At 71.1% G+C, this 21332-nt stretch carries 11 protein-coding genes; 7 read left to right on the top strand and 4 right to left on the bottom strand.

Features of this window, described 5'->3' with window-relative positions; translation table 11 throughout:
* Nucleotides 1-28 precede the first annotated feature (28 nt).
* The 4 genes from AC4OXY_RS47000 to AC4OXY_RS46985 all read left to right on the top strand — a co-directional run bounded on the left by AC4OXY_RS47000 (nucleotide 29) and on the right by AC4OXY_RS46985 (nucleotide 4029).
* Nucleotides 29-2419, top strand: a complete 2391-nt coding sequence (locus tag AC4OXY_RS47000) for a hypothetical protein (RefSeq protein WP_491994993.1) — start codon at nucleotides 29-31, stop codon at nucleotides 2417-2419.
* Between the two features lie 85 nt (nucleotides 2420-2504).
* Complete coding sequence (locus tag AC4OXY_RS46995) at nucleotides 2505-3020, top strand: hypothetical protein (protein ID WP_491994992.1); 516 nt, start codon at nucleotides 2505-2507, stop codon at nucleotides 3018-3020.
* On the top strand, nucleotides 3017-3349 hold the full coding sequence (locus AC4OXY_RS46990; protein WP_491994991.1) for a hypothetical protein: 333 nt from the start codon (nucleotides 3017-3019) through the stop codon (nucleotides 3347-3349). The genes AC4OXY_RS46995 and AC4OXY_RS46990 overlap by 4 nt, the downstream gene beginning before the upstream one ends.
* A gap of 218 nt (nucleotides 3350-3567) precedes the next feature.
* On the top strand, nucleotides 3568-4029 hold the full coding sequence (locus AC4OXY_RS46985) for a Pycsar system effector family protein (RefSeq protein WP_491994990.1): 462 nt from the start codon (nucleotides 3568-3570) through the stop codon (nucleotides 4027-4029).
* 69 nt (nucleotides 4030-4098) lie between these two features.
* Here the strand turns inward: AC4OXY_RS46985 and AC4OXY_RS46980 are convergent, their stop codons facing one another.
* Both AC4OXY_RS46980 and AC4OXY_RS46975 read right to left on the bottom strand, forming a co-directional pair.
* Complete coding sequence (locus AC4OXY_RS46980) at nucleotides 4099-4992, bottom strand: hypothetical protein (protein ID WP_491994989.1); 894 nt, start codon at nucleotides 4990-4992, stop codon at nucleotides 4099-4101.
* The gene (locus tag AC4OXY_RS46975; RefSeq protein ID WP_491994988.1) at nucleotides 4992-5624 is read right to left on the bottom strand and encodes a P-loop NTPase family protein; all 633 of its coding nucleotides are present in this window, start codon (nucleotides 5622-5624) and stop codon (nucleotides 4992-4994) included. The genes AC4OXY_RS46980 and AC4OXY_RS46975 overlap by 1 nt, the downstream gene beginning before the upstream one ends.
* Between AC4OXY_RS46975 and AC4OXY_RS46970 the strand changes: the two genes are divergently transcribed.
* On the top strand, nucleotides 5617-5874 hold the full coding sequence (locus AC4OXY_RS46970; protein ID WP_491994987.1) for a hypothetical protein: 258 nt from the start codon (nucleotides 5617-5619) through the stop codon (nucleotides 5872-5874). The two genes, AC4OXY_RS46975 and AC4OXY_RS46970, sit on opposite strands and share 8 nt — an antisense overlap.
* Nucleotides 5875-5928: 54 nt before the next feature.
* Here the strand turns inward: AC4OXY_RS46970 and AC4OXY_RS46965 are convergent, their stop codons facing one another.
* Complete coding sequence (locus tag AC4OXY_RS46965; protein ID WP_491994986.1) at nucleotides 5929-6642, bottom strand: hypothetical protein; 714 nt, start codon at nucleotides 6640-6642, stop codon at nucleotides 5929-5931.
* A 303-nt stretch (nucleotides 6643-6945) separates the two neighbouring features.
* Here AC4OXY_RS46965 and AC4OXY_RS46960 point away from each other — a divergent pair, with 303 nt between their 5' ends.
* The gene (locus AC4OXY_RS46960) at nucleotides 6946-7236 is read left to right on the top strand and encodes a hypothetical protein (RefSeq protein WP_491994985.1); all 291 of its coding nucleotides are present in this window, start codon (nucleotides 6946-6948) and stop codon (nucleotides 7234-7236) included.
* A 236-nt stretch (nucleotides 7237-7472) separates the two neighbouring features.
* A complete protein-coding gene (locus AC4OXY_RS46955; RefSeq protein ID WP_491994984.1) occupies nucleotides 7473-20606 on the top strand; it encodes a helicase-like domain-containing protein in 13134 nt (4377 codons plus the stop codon).
* A 207-nt stretch (nucleotides 20607-20813) separates the two neighbouring features.
* Here AC4OXY_RS46955 and AC4OXY_RS46950 read toward each other — a convergent pair whose 3' ends face one another.
* On the bottom strand, nucleotides 20814-21263 hold the full coding sequence (locus AC4OXY_RS46950) for a hypothetical protein (protein WP_491994983.1): 450 nt from the start codon (nucleotides 21261-21263) through the stop codon (nucleotides 20814-20816).
* Nucleotides 21264-21332 lie beyond the last annotated feature (69 nt).

The raw sequence follows: 21332 nt of genomic DNA, 5'->3' as shown, positions 1-21332 counted from the left end.
CCTCTTTCCTCCCGGAGGGGATATGACGATGACGACCGACGTCGTGAAGGCCGACGCCGCCGCCGGTGAGCGGGGGCTGACACGCAAGACCGCCCGCCGTCTGGCCCTGGCCGAACGGCTCGCGTACGGGGCCGCCGGCACCTGGGCCGCCGTCGGCCCGCAGATGGACATTCCGTGGTGGGCACACGCCGCGGCCCTGGCCACCGGCGCCCTCACCAGCGTCGGACTGTGGATCCGTAGCGACACCGACGACTGGACGCGACGGCTCACCTCGTCCCTGCGGGCCCTGCCCGTGCTCGGATGGACAAGCGCCTACACGGCGGGCCTGCTCGTCCCGGTCCTCGACTACCCCAACGGCTGGCCGATGCTGGGCGCTGCCGCCTGGACCGTCGTGATGATCCCCATGGCGCCCCTGACCCGCTCCAGGGGACTGGCCCGCGCCGCCGACAGGCTCCCCGTCCTGGTGGAGCCCGAGGTCGTGGAGGGTGAGGCGGAGCCGGTCACCTTCGAGGACCACATCCGGCTGCTGTGGAACCGGGCGCGGTCCACCGGCGACACCACACTGGAAGGCATCCGGCAGTACGCCCACGACGAACCCGACTTCGAGGCCGTCGCCCTCGCCCCCGCCGGCCAACTTGTCCCCGGGACGCTGGACAAGCGGGCCATCGCCGCCGTCTTCGACGTACCCGTGGACGCGGTCGACACCAAGGACATCCCCGGTTACGGCCCCGGCCGCCTGGCAATCCAGGTCGCGCCCCGCCTCGCCGAGGCCCGGCGCCTCGCCGAGGCCCAGCTCGCAGCGCAAGCGCGGGAGAACGAAGCTGACGAAGACCCGGGCGCCGCCCTGGAGCGGCTGTGGGCCGAGCACGTCAACTGCACCGGCGGCGCCGCCCCCGGCGTCGACCTCGTCGCGTACAGCATCGGCGAGGAGCAGATCCGCCTGCGGATCGCCGCCCCGCGCGGCAAGACGCTGCGGGTCAACCACGAGGCTCTGTGCAGCGCCCTCGGGATCGACGACATCTCCCGCCTCGTCATGGAGGGCGCGGGCCCGCGCGAAGCGGTCGTCTACATCTACCGGGCCAACCCCCTCCTCCACGTCCGGGCCCCCACGGTGGAAGACCTGACGATGGACGAGCGAGGCCGCATCTCCATCGGTGTGGCGCACGACGGCACGGTCGCCCGCATCCAGTTGTTCAACTTCGACACGGGAAGGGCTCAGCACGGCATCACCGCCGGGACCACCGGCGCGGGCAAGTCCGGACTGATGCGCCTGCTCGGCGCCGCACAGCGCATCTCGGGCGTCATCTCCTGGATGGCCGACGTTCAAGGCGGCATGTCGATGCCGGAGATGGAAGGCCGCATCGACTGGATGGCCAAGGGACCCGACGAGACGATGCAGCAGCTCCGCGCGCTGCACGCGGTCAAGGAGTACCGAGAGGCCCACAGCCGCGGTCGCGGTGACTTCGACTTCCACGGCCAGTGGCGCCTGATCCAGTGGACCGGCGACGAGATCAACCGCCTGCTGTCCTCGCTGGACCAGGACGTCCGCAAGGAAGCGGCCTGGATGATCGGCGACCTTCAGAAGACCGGTCAGAAGGTCGGCATCGGCGTCGACCTCGCGGTCCAGTCCCTCCACCTCAAGGAACTCGGCGACAATCACGAGATCCGGGAGAAGGGCAAGGAAGGCCACGTCTTCCTGCTGCGCACCGCCTCCTCGTCCACCCAGGGCATGGGCCTCGACGGCATCGCCCCGATCGGCGCGCACATCTCCCCGATCCCGGAGCGGATCTACGAAGGCGCGGGTGCCAAGGAGCTGTTCGAGGGCACTGCCGCGACTGAGGGTGTGCCGACCCCCGGCATGGGCTGGCTGATCACCGAGGGCAAGGCGATCCTCTTCCGGACCTTCGTCCTGGAGAAGGTCAACGGCCTGTACCCCCAGCTCGAAAAGCTCATGGACGGCCGCCCGATGCCCACCCTCACCCCGGACGAAGCCCGCGCCGCTGGCGCTGCCTACGCCCGTCGGGGCACCGAGGCCGCCAAGGAGGCGGGAAAGGCCGCAGGCGGCCCGTCACGGCCCTCCCGGGGTCGGGTCGACATGAACGCCCTCAACAGCGAACTGGAGCGCATCACGGGCCTCCTGGAGGCCGACAACAAGGCGAAGCAGCAGGATGACGGGGACCTCCCCGAAGCCCCGTCGCCCATGGCGGCCGCCAAGGCGAAGGCCCCCACGATCCGCGAGCGGATTCTCACCGCCCTTCAGGGCCACCCCGAAGGCCTGGCCATCAGGGACATCCGCACCGCCGTCGGCTGCGGCACCGAAGGCGGACCCGCCACCCGCAGCGTCAACAACGAGGTCAGCGCGCTCGCCAACGAGAACCTGCTCGTCCCGCTCGGCAAGGGCGTCTACCGCCTGCCCTGACCCCGACACGGCCGGGGACCGGCTACTCCGTCACGAACGGCCGGTCCCCCGCCCACTCCCCCAACGCGTCGAAGGAGCCACCCCAGTGAACCACCCCGACCACCCCGCCGGCCGCGCCCTCAGTGAGGCCCAGCAGACAGCCGAATCCGCCCGCCTGATCGCCGAGATCTACAGCGACAACGCCCCCGTCGCCACCTCCTACAAGGACGTGACGCCCGTGCCGACCATCGGCTATGCCCTGCCCGTCCAGCAGCCCGGCCGGGCCCCCATGAGCCAGCGCGCCACCGACATCAGCGGCATCATGCTCGCTGCCGGTCTCGCCTCCGTGCCCATCTCCGGCGGCATCTCCCTCGTGATGTGGACTGTCGGCCAGGTCAACCCGGTCGTCGTCGGCATCGTGTGCGTCGCGCCCGTCGCGTTGCTCGGCGCCCTCTCCCGGGTCTTCAAGGGAGCCAAGGAGGTCGTGGCGGCCGCTCCGCCCGTGATCTACCAGCGCTACGAGGGCACGGTCATCCAGAACAACACCGAGGTCACCACCCACACCCGCGGCGTCGTCGCCCGCACCGACAACCGATTCGACCAGCGAGAGGAACGACCGTGAAGCGACCCGGTACCGTCCTGACCGCCGTCCTCGAAACGCACGGAGGGCACTGCGCCTGCCGCGGCGCCTGCGGTAAGCAGCACACCGGCGACGGGGAACGGTGCAACGCCACCAGTAGCGGCAAGAACAAGCCCCTGCTGGCCGCCCCGAAGACCCCGCACGCCACCGACGTGCAGAACGCGGCCGCGCCGGTTGAAGACCTGCGTCCCTGGTGCTGGCCCTGCTGGCGAGACGCGCTGGCCGCCGAGCGGGCCCGAACCGACGAACAGCGCTTCCAGGAACTCGCGGAGATGCAGATCGGCCTGTTCGACGTCGCTACGGACGCCTGAAGAAGCAGGTCCGCGCGCCTGGGCATTGTGGCCGTTCGGTCACGGGGGGCGAGCCAGCCCGAAATCCCCGATGGGGCCCAAGAGTAGAAACAATTGTTTCTAGTTCGTTCGATTCCTCTCGAACGGCCGCCTCCGTTCCGTCATGCCGCGATGCGCGTCGTCACCGCAAACGTCTGACCCCGAGCCCTGACCTGGGCCACCAACATGGAAGGAAACCTGTGACCGACCCCGGCAACCTCGACGCCCGCCTGGACGCGGCCAACACCACCGTCCTCGCCGAGATCTCCCGTACGGATGCCAAGTCCGGTGTCCTGCTCACCAGCTTCTCCTTGCCGCTCGCCGCGCTCGTTGCGGCAGTGCCGGGCCACGACTTACCGCCCGTCGTCGGCATGCTCGTCGGCGCCGGCGCCGTCGGCCTCATCGCCGCCATGCTCGTTGTGCTCCTCGTTGTTCACCCGCGTATGTCGGGCGTCGCGCGCGGCAGCTTCCTCTACTGGTCGCTGTGTACGCCCGAGGACCTGGTGAAGGATCTTCAGACCCCGCACGACCGCGTGGCGCACGTCATCCACCTCTCGCGGATCGCCCGCCGCAAGTACGCGGGCTTGCGCCTCGCCGGGATCATCACCGGCGCATCCCTCATCGCTCTGGGGGCTGCACTGCTCGTCGCCCTCGTCGCCTGACCGCCCCGGACTAAATACGAAGCGGGCCCCGTCCTCGGACGGGGCCCGCTTCTTTGCGTTCTGGCCGCTCTACGCCGCCGACTCCGCTACGACTTCGCTTTCGGTGCCCTCGTTCACGTCCCCGGCCTCGGCTTCAAGTTCGGGGTCCTCGGTGTCGCCCTCCAAGAACGTGACCTTCACGCCGCTGACCGAAGACAAGGCCTCGATCAGAGACTTCACCGCGGTGCGGGCGCGTTTCGGGTCGTGTTCCAGCGCAGCTTGCACGGTGCCGACGTCGAAGGTCTTCGCGGCCTTCGCCAGTGCCCGCACGGCCTTCGCGGGGTTGGCCTCCGGAGCCGAATGAGTCTCGTTCTCCAGAGAGGCGAGGTAGGCAAGTACCGCTTCCTCGGTCTTCCCTTTGTGTCCGGCTGCCTCCCGCGGCAGCGCGTCTACAGCGCCTTGGACGAGCGCCGCAGTAACGCCCGCGCCCTTGACCTTCACGAGCCCCAGGTACAGGTAGACAGCCGCCTGCACGCTGTGCTCCTCGACCAGTGGCACCAACGCCCACGCATGCCCGTACCCGAGTTTCGTGGAAACAATTGTTTCCAAACCGCCTCCTGGCCTGGCCTGGAACAGTGCTTCGGCCACACGCCAGGTGCGGATCAGTTTGCCCGCGTACTGGGGCGTGATGTCCCACCTGGCTTGCGTGTACTCCTCGAAGGTCTCGAACTGCGCCCGGTACAGGCGAGCGTCCCGCACGATCTGGAGTGCCTTACCAGCTGCCCAGAAGGCGAAGCGCAAGTTCTCGATCGCGCTCTCGCACTTGACCAGCATGTCCTGCTCCTGCGCGATGAGCGCCGGAGTATCGGTCAGCTGCTTCGTGGGGAGCTTCGCGGAGTCGCCAAGTGAGCGCGCCAGCTCGATCGCGTTGTCCGGACGGCCGGGGGCCACCGGAGCCCCGCCTACATTGATCGCCTTACCCATCAGAGCATCTGCTCCATCGTCAGGGCCACGCGCATGAAGTCTTCTCGCGCGTTGAGAGCCGTGCCGGACATCTTGTACTCGGTCACCAGAGTGCCGTTTTCGTAGGCATGCTCGTGGATGGTGTATCGGCGGATCGGGTCCGCGACCCGCGGGTAGTTCCGCTCGTCAATCCACGCCTTGACCTTGTCCAGCTGCTTCTCGGACTTGTCCTTGCCGGGGTCGTGCATGTTGATCACGACCAGGAAGGGGATGCCTCGCGGCTTGAGTACACGCTCGATCGTGTACTCGCACTCGTCCCAGGTGATCCGTGACGGGGTGATCGGGACGATCGCCAAGTCGGCTACCTCCAGCACCTCGCGCAGCGCGTCGGCTGTCCGGCTCTCGCCGAGCGGATCGGCCCCCCATTCGGCGTCGGGGTCGACGTCCAGGAAGCCCGGGGTGTCAACGATGATCCGACGCCGGTCGGGGTCGTTGATGATGCTGGGCAGGATGCCCAGCTTGCTGTTGGTGACGACGTAGTCGAACGGGAGGGCCTCCTCGCGCACGCCTGCACACCACTTCTCCAGAGTTCCCTGGACGTCGATGCCGGCCGCGACGACGGGGGCGCCTACGGACTCGTCTGCGTTGGACATCACCGCTGACCGCCCCGCGCATGCGGCCGTGTTGATGGCAATGGTGGACTTGCCCGCGCCACCCTTCTGCTGGATGACGACGATCACTTTCGCCGTTCTGGTGACACGGGCGACCGTGTCGATGGCCGATGGCAGGGATGTGGATGTGCTCATTCCGAGGCCTTCCGTTGATTTCACCGCACGATGCGGCTACTCGGATCGCCGCACAGCTTGCCAGATGTTTGCGGTGACGATGCGCATCGTGGCATGACGGGAACGGAGGCGGCCGTTCGAGGAAAATCGAACGAACTAGAAACAATTGTTTCTACTCTTGGGCCCCGTCAGGGAGTTCAGGCTGGCCCGTACTCGTTACCCGGTCGATGGAGGCTCGTATCAAGTCGCCCGTGGTGAGGATCTGTGCCCGAAGCTGGTCACGGATCTCCAGCGCGGATTGCGGTGCGGAGAGACTTCCGGTGGCGGTCATGAGGGCGAGTTCGGCGGGGATGCCGTCGCGTTCGGCCTCTCGAAGTGCAACGTCGACTCCGTCGCCCCAGCGGTCGGCCCAGTCCTGGAGTGCTTCGACGGCGGCCTTGCTGGTCCAGTACGCGGCGCGGCGGACGGTGTCGCCAAGGTTGTGGGGCAGATTGATGGACACGCGGTCGGTGTATCCGCCCTCGCCCATGGGTGCGCTCGGCGGGGTGCCCCATGGGCGGCCCGGTGCTTCGATCTCGCCTTCTGGGGGCTTGGGCCACTTGCGGTCCAGGCCTCGGGCACGCAGTTCCTCACGGACGGCCCGGGTCACGATGTCGTCCCGGGTGCCGCCGAACTCACCGGAGCGCCGCATCCGGGTGACCTGAGCCCGGATGTCACGGCGGACGGCGGCGGCCGCGCGGCGGGGCATGCCGGGGACGAGTAGCTCCCGCCGGCGTTCGGCGATCCACGTCTCCTCGCGGTCCCGCTCGGCCTTGCGGTATGCGTTGAGTCCCTTCAGGGCCTCCTCGGTCACCGCCACGTGGAATTTCATCCTCACCATCGCCATGGAGGAAATGTAGCCAGATAATTGGCGCGCGTACTGCTGCGGCCGTGACGCGGGGCGTCGTGAGGCGGCCGCCGGTGCGGCAGGGGAAATCCGCTGTTGGTGAGTCGTAGGGTCAAAGAGGATGGATCATGTCCGGCCGCTTTTGAGCATCCGGTCGAGACCGGGGAGAACCCCCGGTCCCGTCCGTGGTGACGGCGTGCCGGGCCGGGTCGAAGGCCTGTGCCCTACCAGCACCACGGGGGAGAACGCTCATGAGTACCGGGGGAGCGGAGCCGTCGCTCCGCGAGGGTGAGGAGAACCGCAGTGACGCAGCTCAGCAGGCACGGGCAGACGGCCCGGGAGTACTGGGAGACGTACCGGCCGCAGGCCCTGGAGGCGCTGGGGAGCCTGGCGCAGCAGGAGGCGCACTTCCAGGAGCTGGACCTGCGGGTGACGGAGAAGATCGGGCAGTTGGCGACGGAACTCCTCCAGAGGCTCCCGGTGGAGCAGCGGGCGGCGGCCCGGCGGGCGACGCGGTCGAAGGCTCAGGAGCTGGTGTACGCGGAGGAGATCTGGCTGGAGAAGGAGCCGGGGACGGAGCACCGGGAGATGTAGCCCCGCCGCCCCGCTTCCGGCCGGACAGTCAGCGGGATCTCGCCCCTGCGGGGCAGGCGCAGCGGGCCCGCGCCAACCTCGCGGCCCTGGAGACGCTGCGTGTCCTGGAACGCGAGCAGCGTCCGGCCGGGGAAGAGGAACAGCGCGTCCTGGCGCGCTGGTCCGGCTGGGGCGCCCTGCCCGTCATCTTCAACCCGCGGCCGACGGGCGCCGCGTTCGACTCCGCCGCCGAACGGGTGCGGGCGGAGGAACGCTGGGAAGCCGTCAGCGACCTGCGCGAGCAGATCCGGGAACTTCTCTCCGAGGACGAGTGGGCGGCGGCTCGCCGCAACACCATCAACGCGCACTACACCGACGCCGATCTGGTCCGCTCGATCTGGGGGGCGGTTCGCGGGCTCGGCTTCACCGGCGGCCGCGTCCTCGAACCCGGCTCCGGCAGCGGCAACTTCATCGGCTTCGCCCCGATCCTGACCCGCGAGCCGGTGCGGATGACCGGCGTGGAGGTCGAGCCGACCACCGCGGCGATTGCCCGCCACCTGTACCCGGATGCCGAGATCATCACCAGCGGCCTCGAAGAGATCCCGCTCGCCGACGGCGGATTCGACGGTGTGGTCGGCAACGTGCCCTTCGGCCGGTACAAGCGGTTCGACAAGGTCCACAACTCCGACCTGAAGCTGTCGATCCATGACCACTTCGTGCTGAAGTCCCTGTACGCCACCCGCCCGGGCGGCGTCGTCGCACTCATCACCTCCCGGTACACCCTGGACGCGGAGAGTCCGGACGCGCGCGAGCGCATGTACCAGCTCGGCGACCTGGTCGGCGCGGCCCGCCTGCCGGCCCGGGCGCACGCGGCGGCGGCCGGGACCGACGTCGTCACCGACGTGCTGTTCCTGCGGCGCCGCATGCCCGGCGAGGAGCCGGGCGACAAGACATGGCTGACCGCCCGCAAGCGGGTCCTGCCCGGCCACGATGAAGAACTCGCGGTCAACACCTACTTCGACGCGCACCCCGAGTACGTGCTCGGCGACCTGCGCGCGGGCTCTCGGGAGTGGGGCCCGGAGGTCACCGTCATCGGACGGACCGACCAGGCGCCGGCCGAATCCCTGGCGGCCGCGGCCGCCGCCATCTCCGTGGAAGCGCGGGCCGCGGGCCTGACGGCGGCCGCCGACCAGCGCACCGAACCGGTACAGACGATCGTCACCGGCGGCACCGAGGGCGCCCTCGGGCTCGACGCCGAGGGCAACCCCACGATCATCGACGGCGGCCGGCCGACCCCGCTGGAGATCCACCCCGACCAACGCGAGCAGCTGGTGCGGCTCATCCGCCTCAAGGGCCTGACCCTGGCCCTGTACGAGGCGGAGGCCGACACCCCCGAGCCCGGTGAGACCCCGCAGCTCGCCCGGCTCCGCGCGGAACTGCGGGTCGCCTGGCGGGACTACCGCAAGAGCCACCCGCCGCTGACCAGGCCGCGCCAGCACTACAAGTTCACCCCGCCCGAGGCCCGCGCGCAGGCCACGGCGCAGGGCCTGAAGGACGTCCCGGAGGCGTGGAAGCAGCGCACCGCGTTCGCCTGGATCGATGACGACCCCGACGCCTCGCTGCTGTTCGGCCTGGAGGAGTGGGACGACCGGACGGGCAAGGGCACCGAACAGAAGGTGCTCCTGACCCGCGTCTTGGAGCCGCGCCGCCTGCCGACCCGCGCGAACTCGCACGAGGACGCCATCGCCCTGGCGATGGAGTACGACGGCGGCCGCCTGGACATGAGCCGCGTGGCCAGCCTCCTCGGCCTGGACGAGGAGAGTGCGGCCGCGCAGTGCGCGGACGCCGGGCTCGCCTACCGCGACCCGGAGCAGCGCGATGCGGAGAACGGCGACGTCTGGGAGCCCCGCCACCGCTACCTGTCCGGCAACGTCCGCACCAAGCTCGCGGCCGCCCAGGCTCGTGCCGCCGATGACCCGACGTTCCAGGCCAACGTCTCCGCCCTGGAGCGGGTTCAGCCCGCCGACCTGGCGCCCTCCGAGATCAAGGCGAAGATCGGCGCCCCGTGGCTGCCGGTGGACGTCTACAACGACTTCCTCGCGGGCCTCGGCTTCACCGACGCCAGCGTGCTGCACGCGGGCGGCACCGTGTGGGAGGTCCGCGGCGCCAAGACCGGCGACCTTGCCCGCACCGAATGGGGCACCGGGTCCCGCCCGACACAGGATCTGTTCACCGCGCTGCTGCGGCAGACCGAGTCGACCATCCAGGTCACCTACCGCGACCGTGAAGGCCGCACCTACGTCGACAAGGAAGCCACCGACGAGGCGCAGGAGAAGGCCAAGCTCATCGCGGAGGCCTTCGAGGACTGGGTCTGGGACGACCAGACCAGGGCGGCCCGCCTCGCGAAGATCTACAACGAGCAGTTCAACAACCTGGTGCTGCCCGAGTATTCGGGCTCCGCGCTGACCCTTCCCGGTCTGATCACCGACTGGACCATGAAGGAGCACCAGAACGCGGCGATCCGCCGGATCGTCAACGAACCGACGGCGCTCCTGGCGCACGTCGTCGGCGCGGGCAAGACGGCGACCATGGCCGCCGGCGCGATGGAGCTGCGCCGTACCGGGCTGGCCACGAAGCCGTGCCTGGTCGTCCCCAACCACATGCTCAAGCAGTGGTCGCGCGAGTTCCGGCAGCTCTACCCCAACTCGAAGATCCTGGCGATCACCGCGAGCGACCTGAACAAGAAGTCCCGGGCGAAGTTCATGGGCCGGATCGCGGGCGGCGACTGGGACGCCGTGATCCTCACCCACGAGGCCTTCAACCGGGTGCCGCTGCGGCCCGAGAACATGCGGGCCTACCTCGACCGCGAGATGAAGTCGCTGCGCAGCCAGCTGGACGTCGCCGCCGAAGCGGGGATGCACCGCAACACGGTCAAGCAGATCGAAGAGTCCCTGGCCAACGCGGAGGCCAAGCTCCAGCAGCAGATCGAGTCCATGGGCGACGACAACGGCGTCTTCCTGGAAGACACCGGCGTCGACTACCTGTTCCTGGACGAGGCGCACGAGTACAAAAATCTGCGCACCGTCTCGGCGATCCCCGGCGCCGCGATCCAGGGCTCGGCGAAGGCCACCAAGCTCCACATGGTGCTGGACTACCTGCGCGAGACCAACTCGTCCGAGCGCGTGGCGACCCTGGCCACCGGCACCCCGATCGCCAACTCGGTGACCGAGGCCTACGTCCTCAAGCGCTACCTCGCCCCGCAACTGCTGGACGACATGGGGCTCGACGCCTTCGACAACTGGGCCGCCACCTTCGGTGAGGTCGTCTCCCAGCTGGAGCCCGACCCCAAGGGCGACGGCTACAAGTACAAGGCCCGCTTCAGCCGCTTCTTCAACGTGCCGGAGCTGATGGGCGCCTACCGCACGTTCGCCGACGTGCAGATGGCCGAAGACCTGGACCTGCCCACCCCGCCCGTGCGGGAGACCGAGGACGGGCAGCGCGGCGAGACCATCCTCATCCCGCCCACGCCGGCGCAGCGGCAGTTCATCAAGGAACTGCCGCACAAGCCCTGGGTGCGCAAGCCCGGCGGCGTCCTCAAGGCCCTCGGTGAGGGCCTGCGGGCCTCCGTCGACCTGGACCTGGTCGACGCCACCGAGGCCCTGCGCAACCTGGGCTTGAGCATCACCGCCGAGCAGATCAGCAGCGAGGACCCGACGTATGGCGGGCGCGTGCTGGACATGGAGAAGGTCCGCGACCTCGCCGACGCCGCCGCCGTCGACATGCGCATCCTCGGCGGCAGCAAGGAGATGGGCAGCAAGGTCCCGTACGCGGCCGAGAAGATCACGGAGATCTGGCAGGAGACGAAGGACATCGTCTACCCGGTCTCCGGGGACAACCCGACCCCGCAGGACCTGCCCGGCGGCCTCCAGTTGGTCTTCCTGGACGAGGGCACCCCGGGCAGCACCGCCAAGCACGCCGCCGACCTGTACGCGGACCTGCGCGACGAACTGGTCCAGCGGGGGATGCCGCGCGAGTCCATCCGCTTCATCCACGAGGCCAGCACCGACAAGCGGAAGGAGAAGCTGTTCGCCGACTGCCGCTCCGGGCGCGTCCGGGTCTTGATCGGGTCCACGCAGAAAATGGGAACCGGGACCAACATCCAGGACCGGGCGGTCGCGCTGCACCACATGTCGTACCCGTGGCGGCCGGCGGACATGGCCCAGCGCGACGGCCGGATCGAGCGCCGCGGCAACCTGAACGCGCCGTGGATCGAGAACACCCCCGATGACGTCCGCGTCCTGTACTACATCACCGAGCGCACCTTCGATGAGTTCCGGCTGACCACCCTCGCCCGCAAGGCCCGCTTCATCGGCCAGATCCAGCGCAAGGACTTCTCGGCGCGCGAGATCGAGGACATCGGCGCCGACGCCATCAACCTGGGCATGCTCTCCGCCCTCGCCTCTGGTGACCCGGCGATCCTGCAACTGGCCGAAGCGACGGCCGAACGCGCCCGGCTCCAGGGTCTGGCCCGCAGCTGGGATCGCCAGCAGGACAACCGCTCCCAGCAGCTCAACGACATCGAGGACTTCCTCACCCGCGCGGACACCGCCCTGGAAGGCATGCGGGCGGCGGCCCCGAACCGGCGCCCGACCACCGGCGACGACTTCGCCATGACCGTGGACGACGCCACCTACCGCAGCCGTGACGCGGCCGCGAACGCGCTCGGCGCCCGGATGGCCGCCATCGCTGGAGACCAGTCGCTGCGGCCCGGCGAACGCATCCCGGTCGGTACTTTCGGCGGGCAGGACTTCCACGCGGAGATCGCCTACGGGGCCAGTGGCCGCCGTCAGATGCGCCTGCGCTTCGCCTGGGGCCACGTCGTACCGATGGGTCAGCGCGAGGACCGGGCGCAATGGCAGGCCTCCTCCGTCACCCAGTCCAACGGGCGCGGCGCCATCCAGTCGTTGGAGCACTTCCTCAACCACCTGGACGACGACCTCGACAAGCTGGAGAAGTCGGCTGCTTCCATGCGCGAGCGCGGTGAGGAGATCGCCGCCAACCTGCGCCCCAAGGACGAGAACCCGTACCGCATCCAGGCGCGTTCCAAGGAACGCGAGGAGAAGTCCCTGGGCAGGCTCGTCGTCGCAAACGAGAAGGAGGCCGCCCTCGCCGAACGGGCCGAACGCGCCGCGAGCGTCAACGCGGACGCGGCCGAGGAGGTCGACGGGGAACTCGAAGCGCTGCGCGAGCACATCGCCAGCCTGCGCAAGTCCATCGAGGATGAGCACGAGATCCAGGCCCGGGCCCGCGGCCTCGCGCAGAACGAGACCCGGTCCGACGACACCTCCGGCGCCGACCCCGGCGCGGAGACGGCCGAAGCCGAGGCGCCCGCCCAAGGCGCGGCTGCCACCAGTGCAGTGCCGGGCGAGACCGCACCGGCCGTGGCGACCACGGCCGCCGCCGCGGTGCAGCAGGACGACACCCCGCCGGCCGAACCCCAGGATCAGCCGGACCCCGAGCAGCCCGGCCAGCCCGCCGAACCCGGCCCCGAGGCGGAGCCGTCCCCCGAGCCGGTGACGCCCGAAGCACCCGGCGCCCCGGCCGCCGAACCCCAGCTTGAGGACAACTGGTGGGCCGGTGCCAGCGACGAGGCCGTACCCGAGGGGCACCATCCCTTCAGCGACGGCTCGGTGACGCTGGTGGCAGGCGACCGGGTCCGCGCGGGATGGCGCCAGTACGCCGAGGACCGCCACCTCCACTACCGCACCGTCACCGTGGAGGAGGGCCCCGACCCGAGGGACGGCTACTACGTCGGCCGCAACGACGAGGGCGAGACCCGCCGCTTCCACCCCCGCCAGATCGTCGCCGTCCCCGACGGCTCCCGTCTGCTGCCGGACAACGCACCCGCCCCGCAGGAGACCCCGGCCCCCTCGCCCACGGAAGCGGCACCCGAGGAGACGGCGCCGCTCCAAGACCTGATCGACGCCTTCGGCGGCCGCGTGTCGGTGGCACACGTCGGCGGCCCGCAACCACAACCGGCCCGCACTGATCAGTCCGCTGGGTGGACGATCACGGCGTTGCTGAGCGAACAGCAGGTCACGGAACTGGTCAGCGCATGCGTTGTGGACGGACAAACGGTCCCCTCCGGTGCGGAGCCGACCGAGCGAGTACGCGACTGGATCGCCGGGCAGCAGCAGACCCCGACGACCGCCTGGTACGCCTCGCCCAGCAGCGACCTGCCGCAGAGCCTGCGCGGCAACGGCGACGTGCGCCTGTCCACCGGCGCCGAGGGCATCACCATCGAGCAAGGTGGCGAAACGGTCACGGCGATCCGGTGGGAGGAACTTCCCGCCTGGATCGAGGCGGCCGCCGAATACGAAGAGGCCAACCGGCCCGCCACAGCGCCTCGGCGGAGGTACGGGCGCCTGGACGCAGAGATCCACTTCCGTCAGGGCGAACGCAACCAGGCCGCGCGCACGGCGTTCGAGGCCCTGGACACTGCCCTGTGGCAATTGGCCCCGCCGAGTGAGGACCAACTCGCCGCCGCCCGTGAACGGTTCGGACCGCAACCGGACGTACCGGAGACGGAGCAGCACACCGGCCCGTCCCCGGCCATGGCCCACTGCGCGGCGGTCCTGCGGTACTACGAGCCGCTGTTGCGACGCCACAAGCTGTCCGGCCGGGACGTCGTCGCCCACATCGACCGGCCGGGCTTCGGGTTCTCCTACGAACCGGACAACCCGCTGCCCGACTTGATCCACGAGATCGGCAAGGTCGCCGAGCGCGTCGGCGGCTCCTACCGCATCAGCTACAACGAGTGGGTCAACTACCAGGTCGGTGAGCGCCGCCAGGAGCGGAGTGACCTCCTGACCGACCTGAACCTGGACCTCCTCACCCTGTACCAGGGGGAGACGGAGCCGCTGTTCACCGTCGACCTGGAGGCGATCCTCGCCGCCCCGGGCACCGTCATCGAGCTGCCGTCCGAAGCGGAGATCGAAGCGGACGATGTGGCCGCGGCCCGCATCGTGATCGACCACGACGCGGAGGGAACCGAGGTCCGCAACACCCCCCGCGGAGGGGACCAGCGCATCCGGGACGCGCTGCACGACCTGGACTTCAGGTGGTCGCGCCGTCAGCAGAAGTGGTACCAGGTCCGTGACACCCCCTTCGAGGACCGCGACACGGCCGTACGCGGCCTACGCGTCGCCTTCGAGCGGCTGGGCGTCGGCTACAACTACAACGGGCCCGACCCCGCCCCGGAGGCGGAGGACACCCCGCAGGCCGAGCAGGAGACTGCCGCCCCGCCTGCGTCGGAGGCGGCGGAACCTGCCACGGCGTCCTCCGCTGCCGATCCCGCCCCTGGTCCGGCGGTCGACGGTGAGCCCGCGCCGGGCGCGGACGACACGGAGCCCGCCCCGCCGCCGGCCACCGTCGAGCCGGACACGCCCACCGGGGCCATCGACACCGGCTCGCCGGAAGATGAGCTGGAGGACGCGGCCGCCGACATCGAGGTCCCCCCGGAAGTCGTCGCCACGACGATCGTCCAGACGCCGGACGGTCCCGGGACGGTCGTTGGTACCGACGACGGCGACCTGGTGCTGGTCACCACCCAGTCCGGCACCCGGGTCTGGGAGATCAGCGAGGTCGAGTGGCCCGAGGGCACGTCCCGGCCGGAGAACGCCGACCGGGTGGCCAAGGAGCGCCAGAATGCCGCGGATGCCGCGCAGGCGGCGACCGCTGAGGGCATCGAGCTGCGCTACAGCAACGGCAACCGGCTGGTCGACCTGGATACGGAGGCCGGGCACGGAACGGTGGTCGACGCCGACGGCGCGGTCATCGGCTGGGTGCGCGCCCGGATCGGCGACGACGGCCGCCGCTACTGGTGGGCGCAGGATGCCCGCGGCGGCGCCCCCGACGACATGCCCTTCCATGAGGCGCTGCCGCCCTCGGCGGGCGTCCCGGCGATCCGGGCCGCCGGGAGCGTGCGCTCCGAACTGCACGCAGTCAAGGAACCGGCACACCGTGGCCCGATTCCTGCCGAGTACGCCGGGCGTGAGGTGCGGCTGACCACGGCTCAGGTCCGGGAGCTGCGCACTCTGGTGCTCGACGCCACCTACTCGGACGGCAGCCCGATCGAGCCGCCGGAGTGGGTGGCATCCCACCGCAGGTACGTCATGAACACCGCGCAGATGCAGGCCCTCGGTGATGCGGCCCGGGCTGCCGCCGAGGCCTTCCCCGGCGTCACCGCCGAGGAGCGGCGCACTGCACGCGTGCTGCGCAACGCGGCCGAACGCTTCGAGTTCGAGGTGTACGACACCGCCCGGTGGCGGGCCACCATCCTGCCGATCGGCGAGACCGACCCGTACGCCGGGCCCTACCAGCCCAGCCCCCGGGCGGAGACGGCCGCCGAACCGGAAGCGGCACCGGACGCCCCCGCGCGCGCCCCGGAGTCCGCGCCGGCCGAGACGGAGGCCTCCAGCGAGGCCCCAGCGCAAGCGTCCAGCGAGGCCCCAGCGCAGGCCTTGGCCGGGAACGAGGCGGAGCCCGCGGCCCCGGCGGACACCAGCACTCCGGAACAGAGCGGGGAGCCGGATCTCACCGCGGCCGCGCACCTGGTCGGCCCGGCCCCGTACTGGCGGATCGTCGGCGCGGAGACCGACGAACAGGCCATGGCCCGCTTCGGCGGCCCCGAGCGCATGCAGGCCTTCGCCGCCCGCGTACGGGTCGTGCCCGCCCCGTCGGCCCTGACCGAGACCAGCGCCGACGTGTGGATGGACGGCCGGATGGTCGGCCGGATCGCCGACATCAACGACGTCGCCGACTCGACCGTCCTCCCTGATGCCGCGCCGCTGTGGAACGCGGAACCCGTCTTCGGCACCACCGACCGCCGCCTGGCGCGCTTCCGCAGCCGTGACGCGACCCTCGCCGAACTGGCGGTGCGAGCCCTGCGGTCCGGACCGCCCGCCCCCGACCGGCTGGACGAGGACATGACCGCCTCGTTCACCCTGCACCTGGTACGGCCGGAGACCGGACTCCCACCACTGCCGGACGGGCTGAACGACGACCCGGCGGCCGCCGCCCGGCACGCCGAACTGGCCGCCGCCCTGGACGCCTTCGCCCAGGGACGCAGCCACGGCGCGAGCATCGCCGAGGACCTGGCCACCGCGTACGACGGCTTGCTGTGGCTGTCGGCCGCACAGGACGACGTCCAGGTGCGCGACGACCTGGAGACCCGGGCCGAGAACGCCAGCACCTTCCTGAACGTCTTCGGCCCGGAGGACCCCCGCGCCGCACAGAACCGCGCGAGTGCCTCACCGGACGCCACCACGCCGGGCCCCGCGCCCGCCGACGCGGCACCCGAGAACGCCACGACGGCACAGGAGGCGCAGCTCGACCTGTTCCCCGCCGAGACCCCGGAACCCGCCGCGCCCGCGCGCCGCACCGGCCGCCGACGCACCAGCCGGAAGGAACCCGCCATCCACCCGGGCGCGGAGGGCGCCCCGGATGACGGGCGCCTGGGTGTCTACGGGCACGCGGGAAACGGCGACTGCGACCGCTGCGGCAGACCCGACACCCAGCGCTACACGATGGTGTGGAACTGGTGGAGCCGCAGCGAAGACCACGGGGACTTGGCCGCCGAGTGCGGCAGCTGTGTCGAGTTGACCACCGGACTGTCCTACAAGGAGTACCAGCGCCAGGCCGACGTCGCCGAGGCCCGGCGCGGCGGCCGCCGTATCGTGCCGCGCGAGTACGAACGGCAGGACGTCACCGTGCGCCGCACGGCAGAGGGTGAGTGGACGTGCGTCCACCTGCCTACCGGCAAGCGCTACCGTCTCGCCAACGAAACCCCGAGCGGATACCGCGGGTTCGTCCTGCGGGACCTGTACGGCGTCTCCCAGGGCACGGGCGTTTCCATGAGTTCCGGCTACGAACTGGCCGAGCGGGCGGCCCTGGGACGCACGCCGCAGACCCACCCGAACGACAGCGACGACTGGGTGTTCTACGGATACCGCTCGGACGCCAACAAGCTGGCGCTCTACGAGGGCGAGAGCATCAATACCGATCACCCCAACGGCCCCCGGCGCCGCGGCGCCCCGTTCGAGCACGGACCGCGCTGGGACATCACCGTCGGCGGGACCGACTACCAGGTGGAACTGGTCTACCAGCAGGGCCAGCCCGGCGAGGACGGCCACCGCCTGGAGGTGACCGCACCGGACGGTACGAGCAGCCGCTACGTGGAGTGGGGCGGCGTGCTGGAGTGGGCGCGCGAGCGGGTCCGCGCCCCCGAGCCGGAGCAAGCGGCCGCACCGACCGACGCGCCGCTGCTCATCGAGGCCGAAGAAGCGCTCACCGCGGCGGAAGGCACCCGTACACCGCCGCAGACGGCGCCCGCCCCCGGCCTCCCGGAACCTGCGCAGACACAGAGCGCGCCCGCCGCCCCGGACGAGGAGCAACTGGACCTGTTCCCCACCACGGCCCCGGAGGAGGTCGCAGCCCCGCAGTCCGCCGCCCCGCCGGCCACACCGGAGAACACCGCCGAGCCCGCACCCGAATCGCAGGGCGGGGCGGGAAGCCTGGGACTGGTCGACGGCGAGAGCCTGACGTACACGGGCCAGTGGGACGGCCGCTACGAGATCACCCTCCCGGGCACCAGCTACCTGCTGTTCCTGCCCTCCATCGAGTACCGGCGCACGAAATTCGCCGTCTCGCTGAACGACCAGCCGCCGGGCCCAACTCCCAAGCGGCTGCGTCGGTTCGACGACCCGGACAAGATCATGCCGTGGGTCCGGGACCACGCCTCGAATCAGCAGACCGGGTACGTCTTCCGCGACGGAGCCTGGATGGAAGCTCCGGTGACGGAGACTGGCGAGCCGGAGCCTTCGGCGGACGCCACGGCCGCCGAGGACGGACAGCTCCCGCTCCTCGGGGCCGACGACGCCGCCCCCGCACCAGACCCGGCGGCCGCGCCGGAGGACGTTCCCGCGCCGGATCGCGCGGCGGACGAGGACCCAGACCAGCCCGAGCAGGAGGAAGCAGTGGCAGGCGAGCCGGAATCCACTTCCGTCGTGACGGACGCAGCCCCGGCTGTCGACCTCGTCCCGCCCGCGAACGACCTCCCCGCGGAGACGCCCGCAGAGGACGCCGCCCCGGCCGTGGACGTCGAAGACCCGCCCGAGCCCCGGAGTTTCACGGAGACGGTCCCGCTCGCAGCCGATGCCCGGTACGGGCTCCGGCTGATCAGCGTGGAGGGCGAGGGCCCCAGCGAGGGTGAGCTGCTGTACGGCGAGGTCACCGTCGCCGCCGTGCGCCCGTCCGCCTCCGGGCTCTGGTTCGCCCGGATGACGGTCGACGGCATGCCCGCCGACGTCACGGAGCTGAACGGCTTGCCGCAGGATGCGGCGGACCAGGGCGCGGTGATGTTCGCGGCGCTCACCGGGGAGCCCTACGGCGAACCGCCGGTCGCGGCCGACGCCCGGGGGCCGCTCTCGCGGGCGGACGTGCTGCGCGTCGAACTGCGCTCCGCCGCCGAGCAGCACCTGCGCACCATCACCGCGGCGGCCGAGCGGGCGAACCCCAACTACTCGCAGAACCCGCAGTTCCAGGCCTTGAGTAACCAGCTCGGGAGGCTGGGCGCCGCCGACATCGAGAACCACGGCTCGCGGCAGATGGCCGCGAACCTCACCGGGGTGCAGCAGGCGGTCAACGCCTGGGGCGCGGCCTTGCCGGTCGACCCCGCCCTCGACGAGCGTCAGCACCTCGCGTTCCCGCTGCTGTCCTTGCTGCACGAGACCACGCGCCTGCACGGACGCCTCCAGGCCACCCTGGACGTGATGCTGGCCGAACGTGCGGCAGCGCAGGAGCAAGCCGCCGCAGCCGCCGCCCCCGTGCCGGCCGAGCCGAGCCGCGACGACAGCGCGCAGCAGACTCCGGCACCGGCGCCCGAACCTGCCGACACACCCGGCGCGGAGCGGGCCGTCGATGCGGCGTCGCCGGAACAGCCTGCCCCGAGCCCCGACGCACCGGAGGACCCCGAGATGGCCACGCCCGCTCGCCCCGCATCACCCGAGGATGGACAGCAGCCTTCGAGTGACGACGAAGCCATCCAGGCCGAAATGAGGCAGCTCGACGCCGAGTACTGGGAGGACGGCGTCGCCGCGCGCGCCCTGGAGGACGAATACGAGCGCTACACGGGGTCGTTGAGCTGGAGCGAGTGGCTCGAACACCGCAACGATCCCGAGACGTCCCCGGAAGGGGCCGAGGAGAGCGCGGCCGAGACCGGTGACGATGGCGAAGACCGGCAGGCTGGCAGCGAGCCCTTGCCGTGGACCGCCGACATCGACGTAAACCTTCCCCCGAGGCCGACGGCTGGGCAGGACCCGGCCGAGTCGGCGCAAGCGTCACCGGATCAGTCGGGGGAGCTGCCGCTGTGGACGGGCCCGGTGGACCCCAACCTGGTGGACGACGGTGCGTTCGATGTCGTCGCCGACTTCGCTGCTGTCCAGGAGGCGTGGGACGAGCACGTGCCCGCCGACAGGGGCACCGGCGCCGAGCTGTTCTCCTCGGTGGAGGACGAACTGCACCGGCTGGGGGCGTTGTTCAGCGAAGCAATCGCCATGCTGAACCCCGCTCCCGAGGCGGGACCGGCCTCCGAGGCTGCGTCGGCCGCCATCGCAGTGCTGCGTGAGCGCGTGCCATTGCCGCCGTTGCCGACCGAGCCGGAGGCGGCGCAGGAGGACCGTGACCCGCAGCAGAGGGCGGCCGCGGTGAACACCGCGCTGGGGGAGGCCGATGCACACGCCCCTGCGCTCCAGGACCTGCCGGAGTGGCAGCGCATCCAGACCGTGAGGGGCGCGGTCGGGCACCTGTTCCGCGTCATCAGGGAGCGGGCGGGCGAGCACTTCGGCAGGCTGATGGGCGACGGCCGTGTCGCCGACTTCTTCCGCCGGGTCTCGCTCCGTGCGTGCGAGAGGATTGCCGGATGGGCTCAGGCCGGAGCCGACCGACTGCGTGGCAACGACGAACGCGGCACGGAGCGCGGGGAACTGCCGAGCGCGGAGGCGCTGTTGCGGCTGGGAGGTGCGGCCTTCGAGTACCGCGGTCCCCGGCGCGGAGACGGCGGCACCCCGCCCGTGAACGGCGGGGCGGTCGACATCCCCGCCATGCGCAAGATGGGAGAAGCCCTGAACCGGCCGATGCCCGGCGCCACGAAGCGCGTCTCCTCGGCGGCCGCCCGGGGCCGGTCGACCACCGCCAAGTCGACGTCGGCCAAGTCGACCAGTGCCAAGCGGGGAGGGAAGAAGGCCGCGCCCGGCAGCACCGAGCAGGCCGGACACCTCCGCCGCGGCGGCACCGAACAGCAGCCGCAGTCCCGCAAGCCCAACCAACGCTGACCCTTCGGCCGGAGCCCCGGGCACCCACCAGTCGCCCGGGGCTCCGGCCGGACCCTCAGATGTGGTCTATCTGGCCAGATAACCCGCGGGCCTCGGCGGTCCCGCTCAGGCCCTGGGCGGGGGTGCGTTGTCGGGCGCGGGAAACGTCGTGGGGCCCGGGCAACAGCAGCGTGAGGACTGCTGTTACCCGGGCCCCCGGGGGTTTGTTCAGGCGCCGCGTAGCGCCTTGCTGCGCGGGGTGCTGGCCGTGCCGGTGATGGCGGGGAGCCTTCTGGGCTCGCCGGTGAGGGCGGGCCCCTGCGGCAGGGTCGTGCTCGCCTGCCAGTGCGTGACCCACCCCTCTGCCGAGCGGGCCGGGTACACGTACCGCAGGACTCCGGCCGGCGTCTTGGTGGTGTTCATGGCGTCCAGCAGCGTCCCGGCGATGACCTCGCCGTGCTCCCTCACGCACACGGCGGCCTCCTGCCAGACGGCCTTGCCGCTCTCCTCTTCGGCGGGCAGCGTCGTGCACACCAGAAGCCGCTGATTCGGGGCCTCGCCCCACCGGCCGCCGAGCGCGGTCCCGGCGGCGGCCTCCAGCCGGACCGCCACGATGCGGTCGGCCCGTACCCACTGGTCGCCCACCCGGACCCAGGTCGTGGTGAGTTGCGCGGACAACGTCTTCCCCCTCGTTGAGCGAACGGAGCAGGGCGGGCCCCTTCGGGTGCCCGCCCTGCGGTGAAGTCC

Source organism: Streptomyces sp. HUAS MG56 (assembly GCF_058673395.1).
Note: the sequence above shows the minus strand (reverse complement) of the source record. Positions and strands in the feature narration are given on the sequence as shown.

Bases quoted from the DNA above. Each gene is read 5' to 3' on its own strand.
- AC4OXY_RS47000 (WP_491994993.1), top strand. From the start codon at position 29: ATGACGACCGACGTCGTGAAGGCCGACGCCGCCGCCGGTGAGCGGGGG.
- AC4OXY_RS46980 (WP_491994989.1), bottom strand. From the start codon at position 4,992: ATGGGTAAGGCGATCAATGTAGGCGGGGCTCCGGTGGCCCCCGGCCGT.
- AC4OXY_RS46975 (WP_491994988.1), bottom strand. From the start codon at position 5,624: ATGTCCAACGCAGACGAGTCCGTAGGCGCCCCCGTCGTCGCGGCCGGC.
- AC4OXY_RS46965 (WP_491994986.1), bottom strand. From the start codon at position 6,642: ATGGCGATGGTGAGGATGAAATTCCACGTGGCGGTGACCGAGGAGGCC.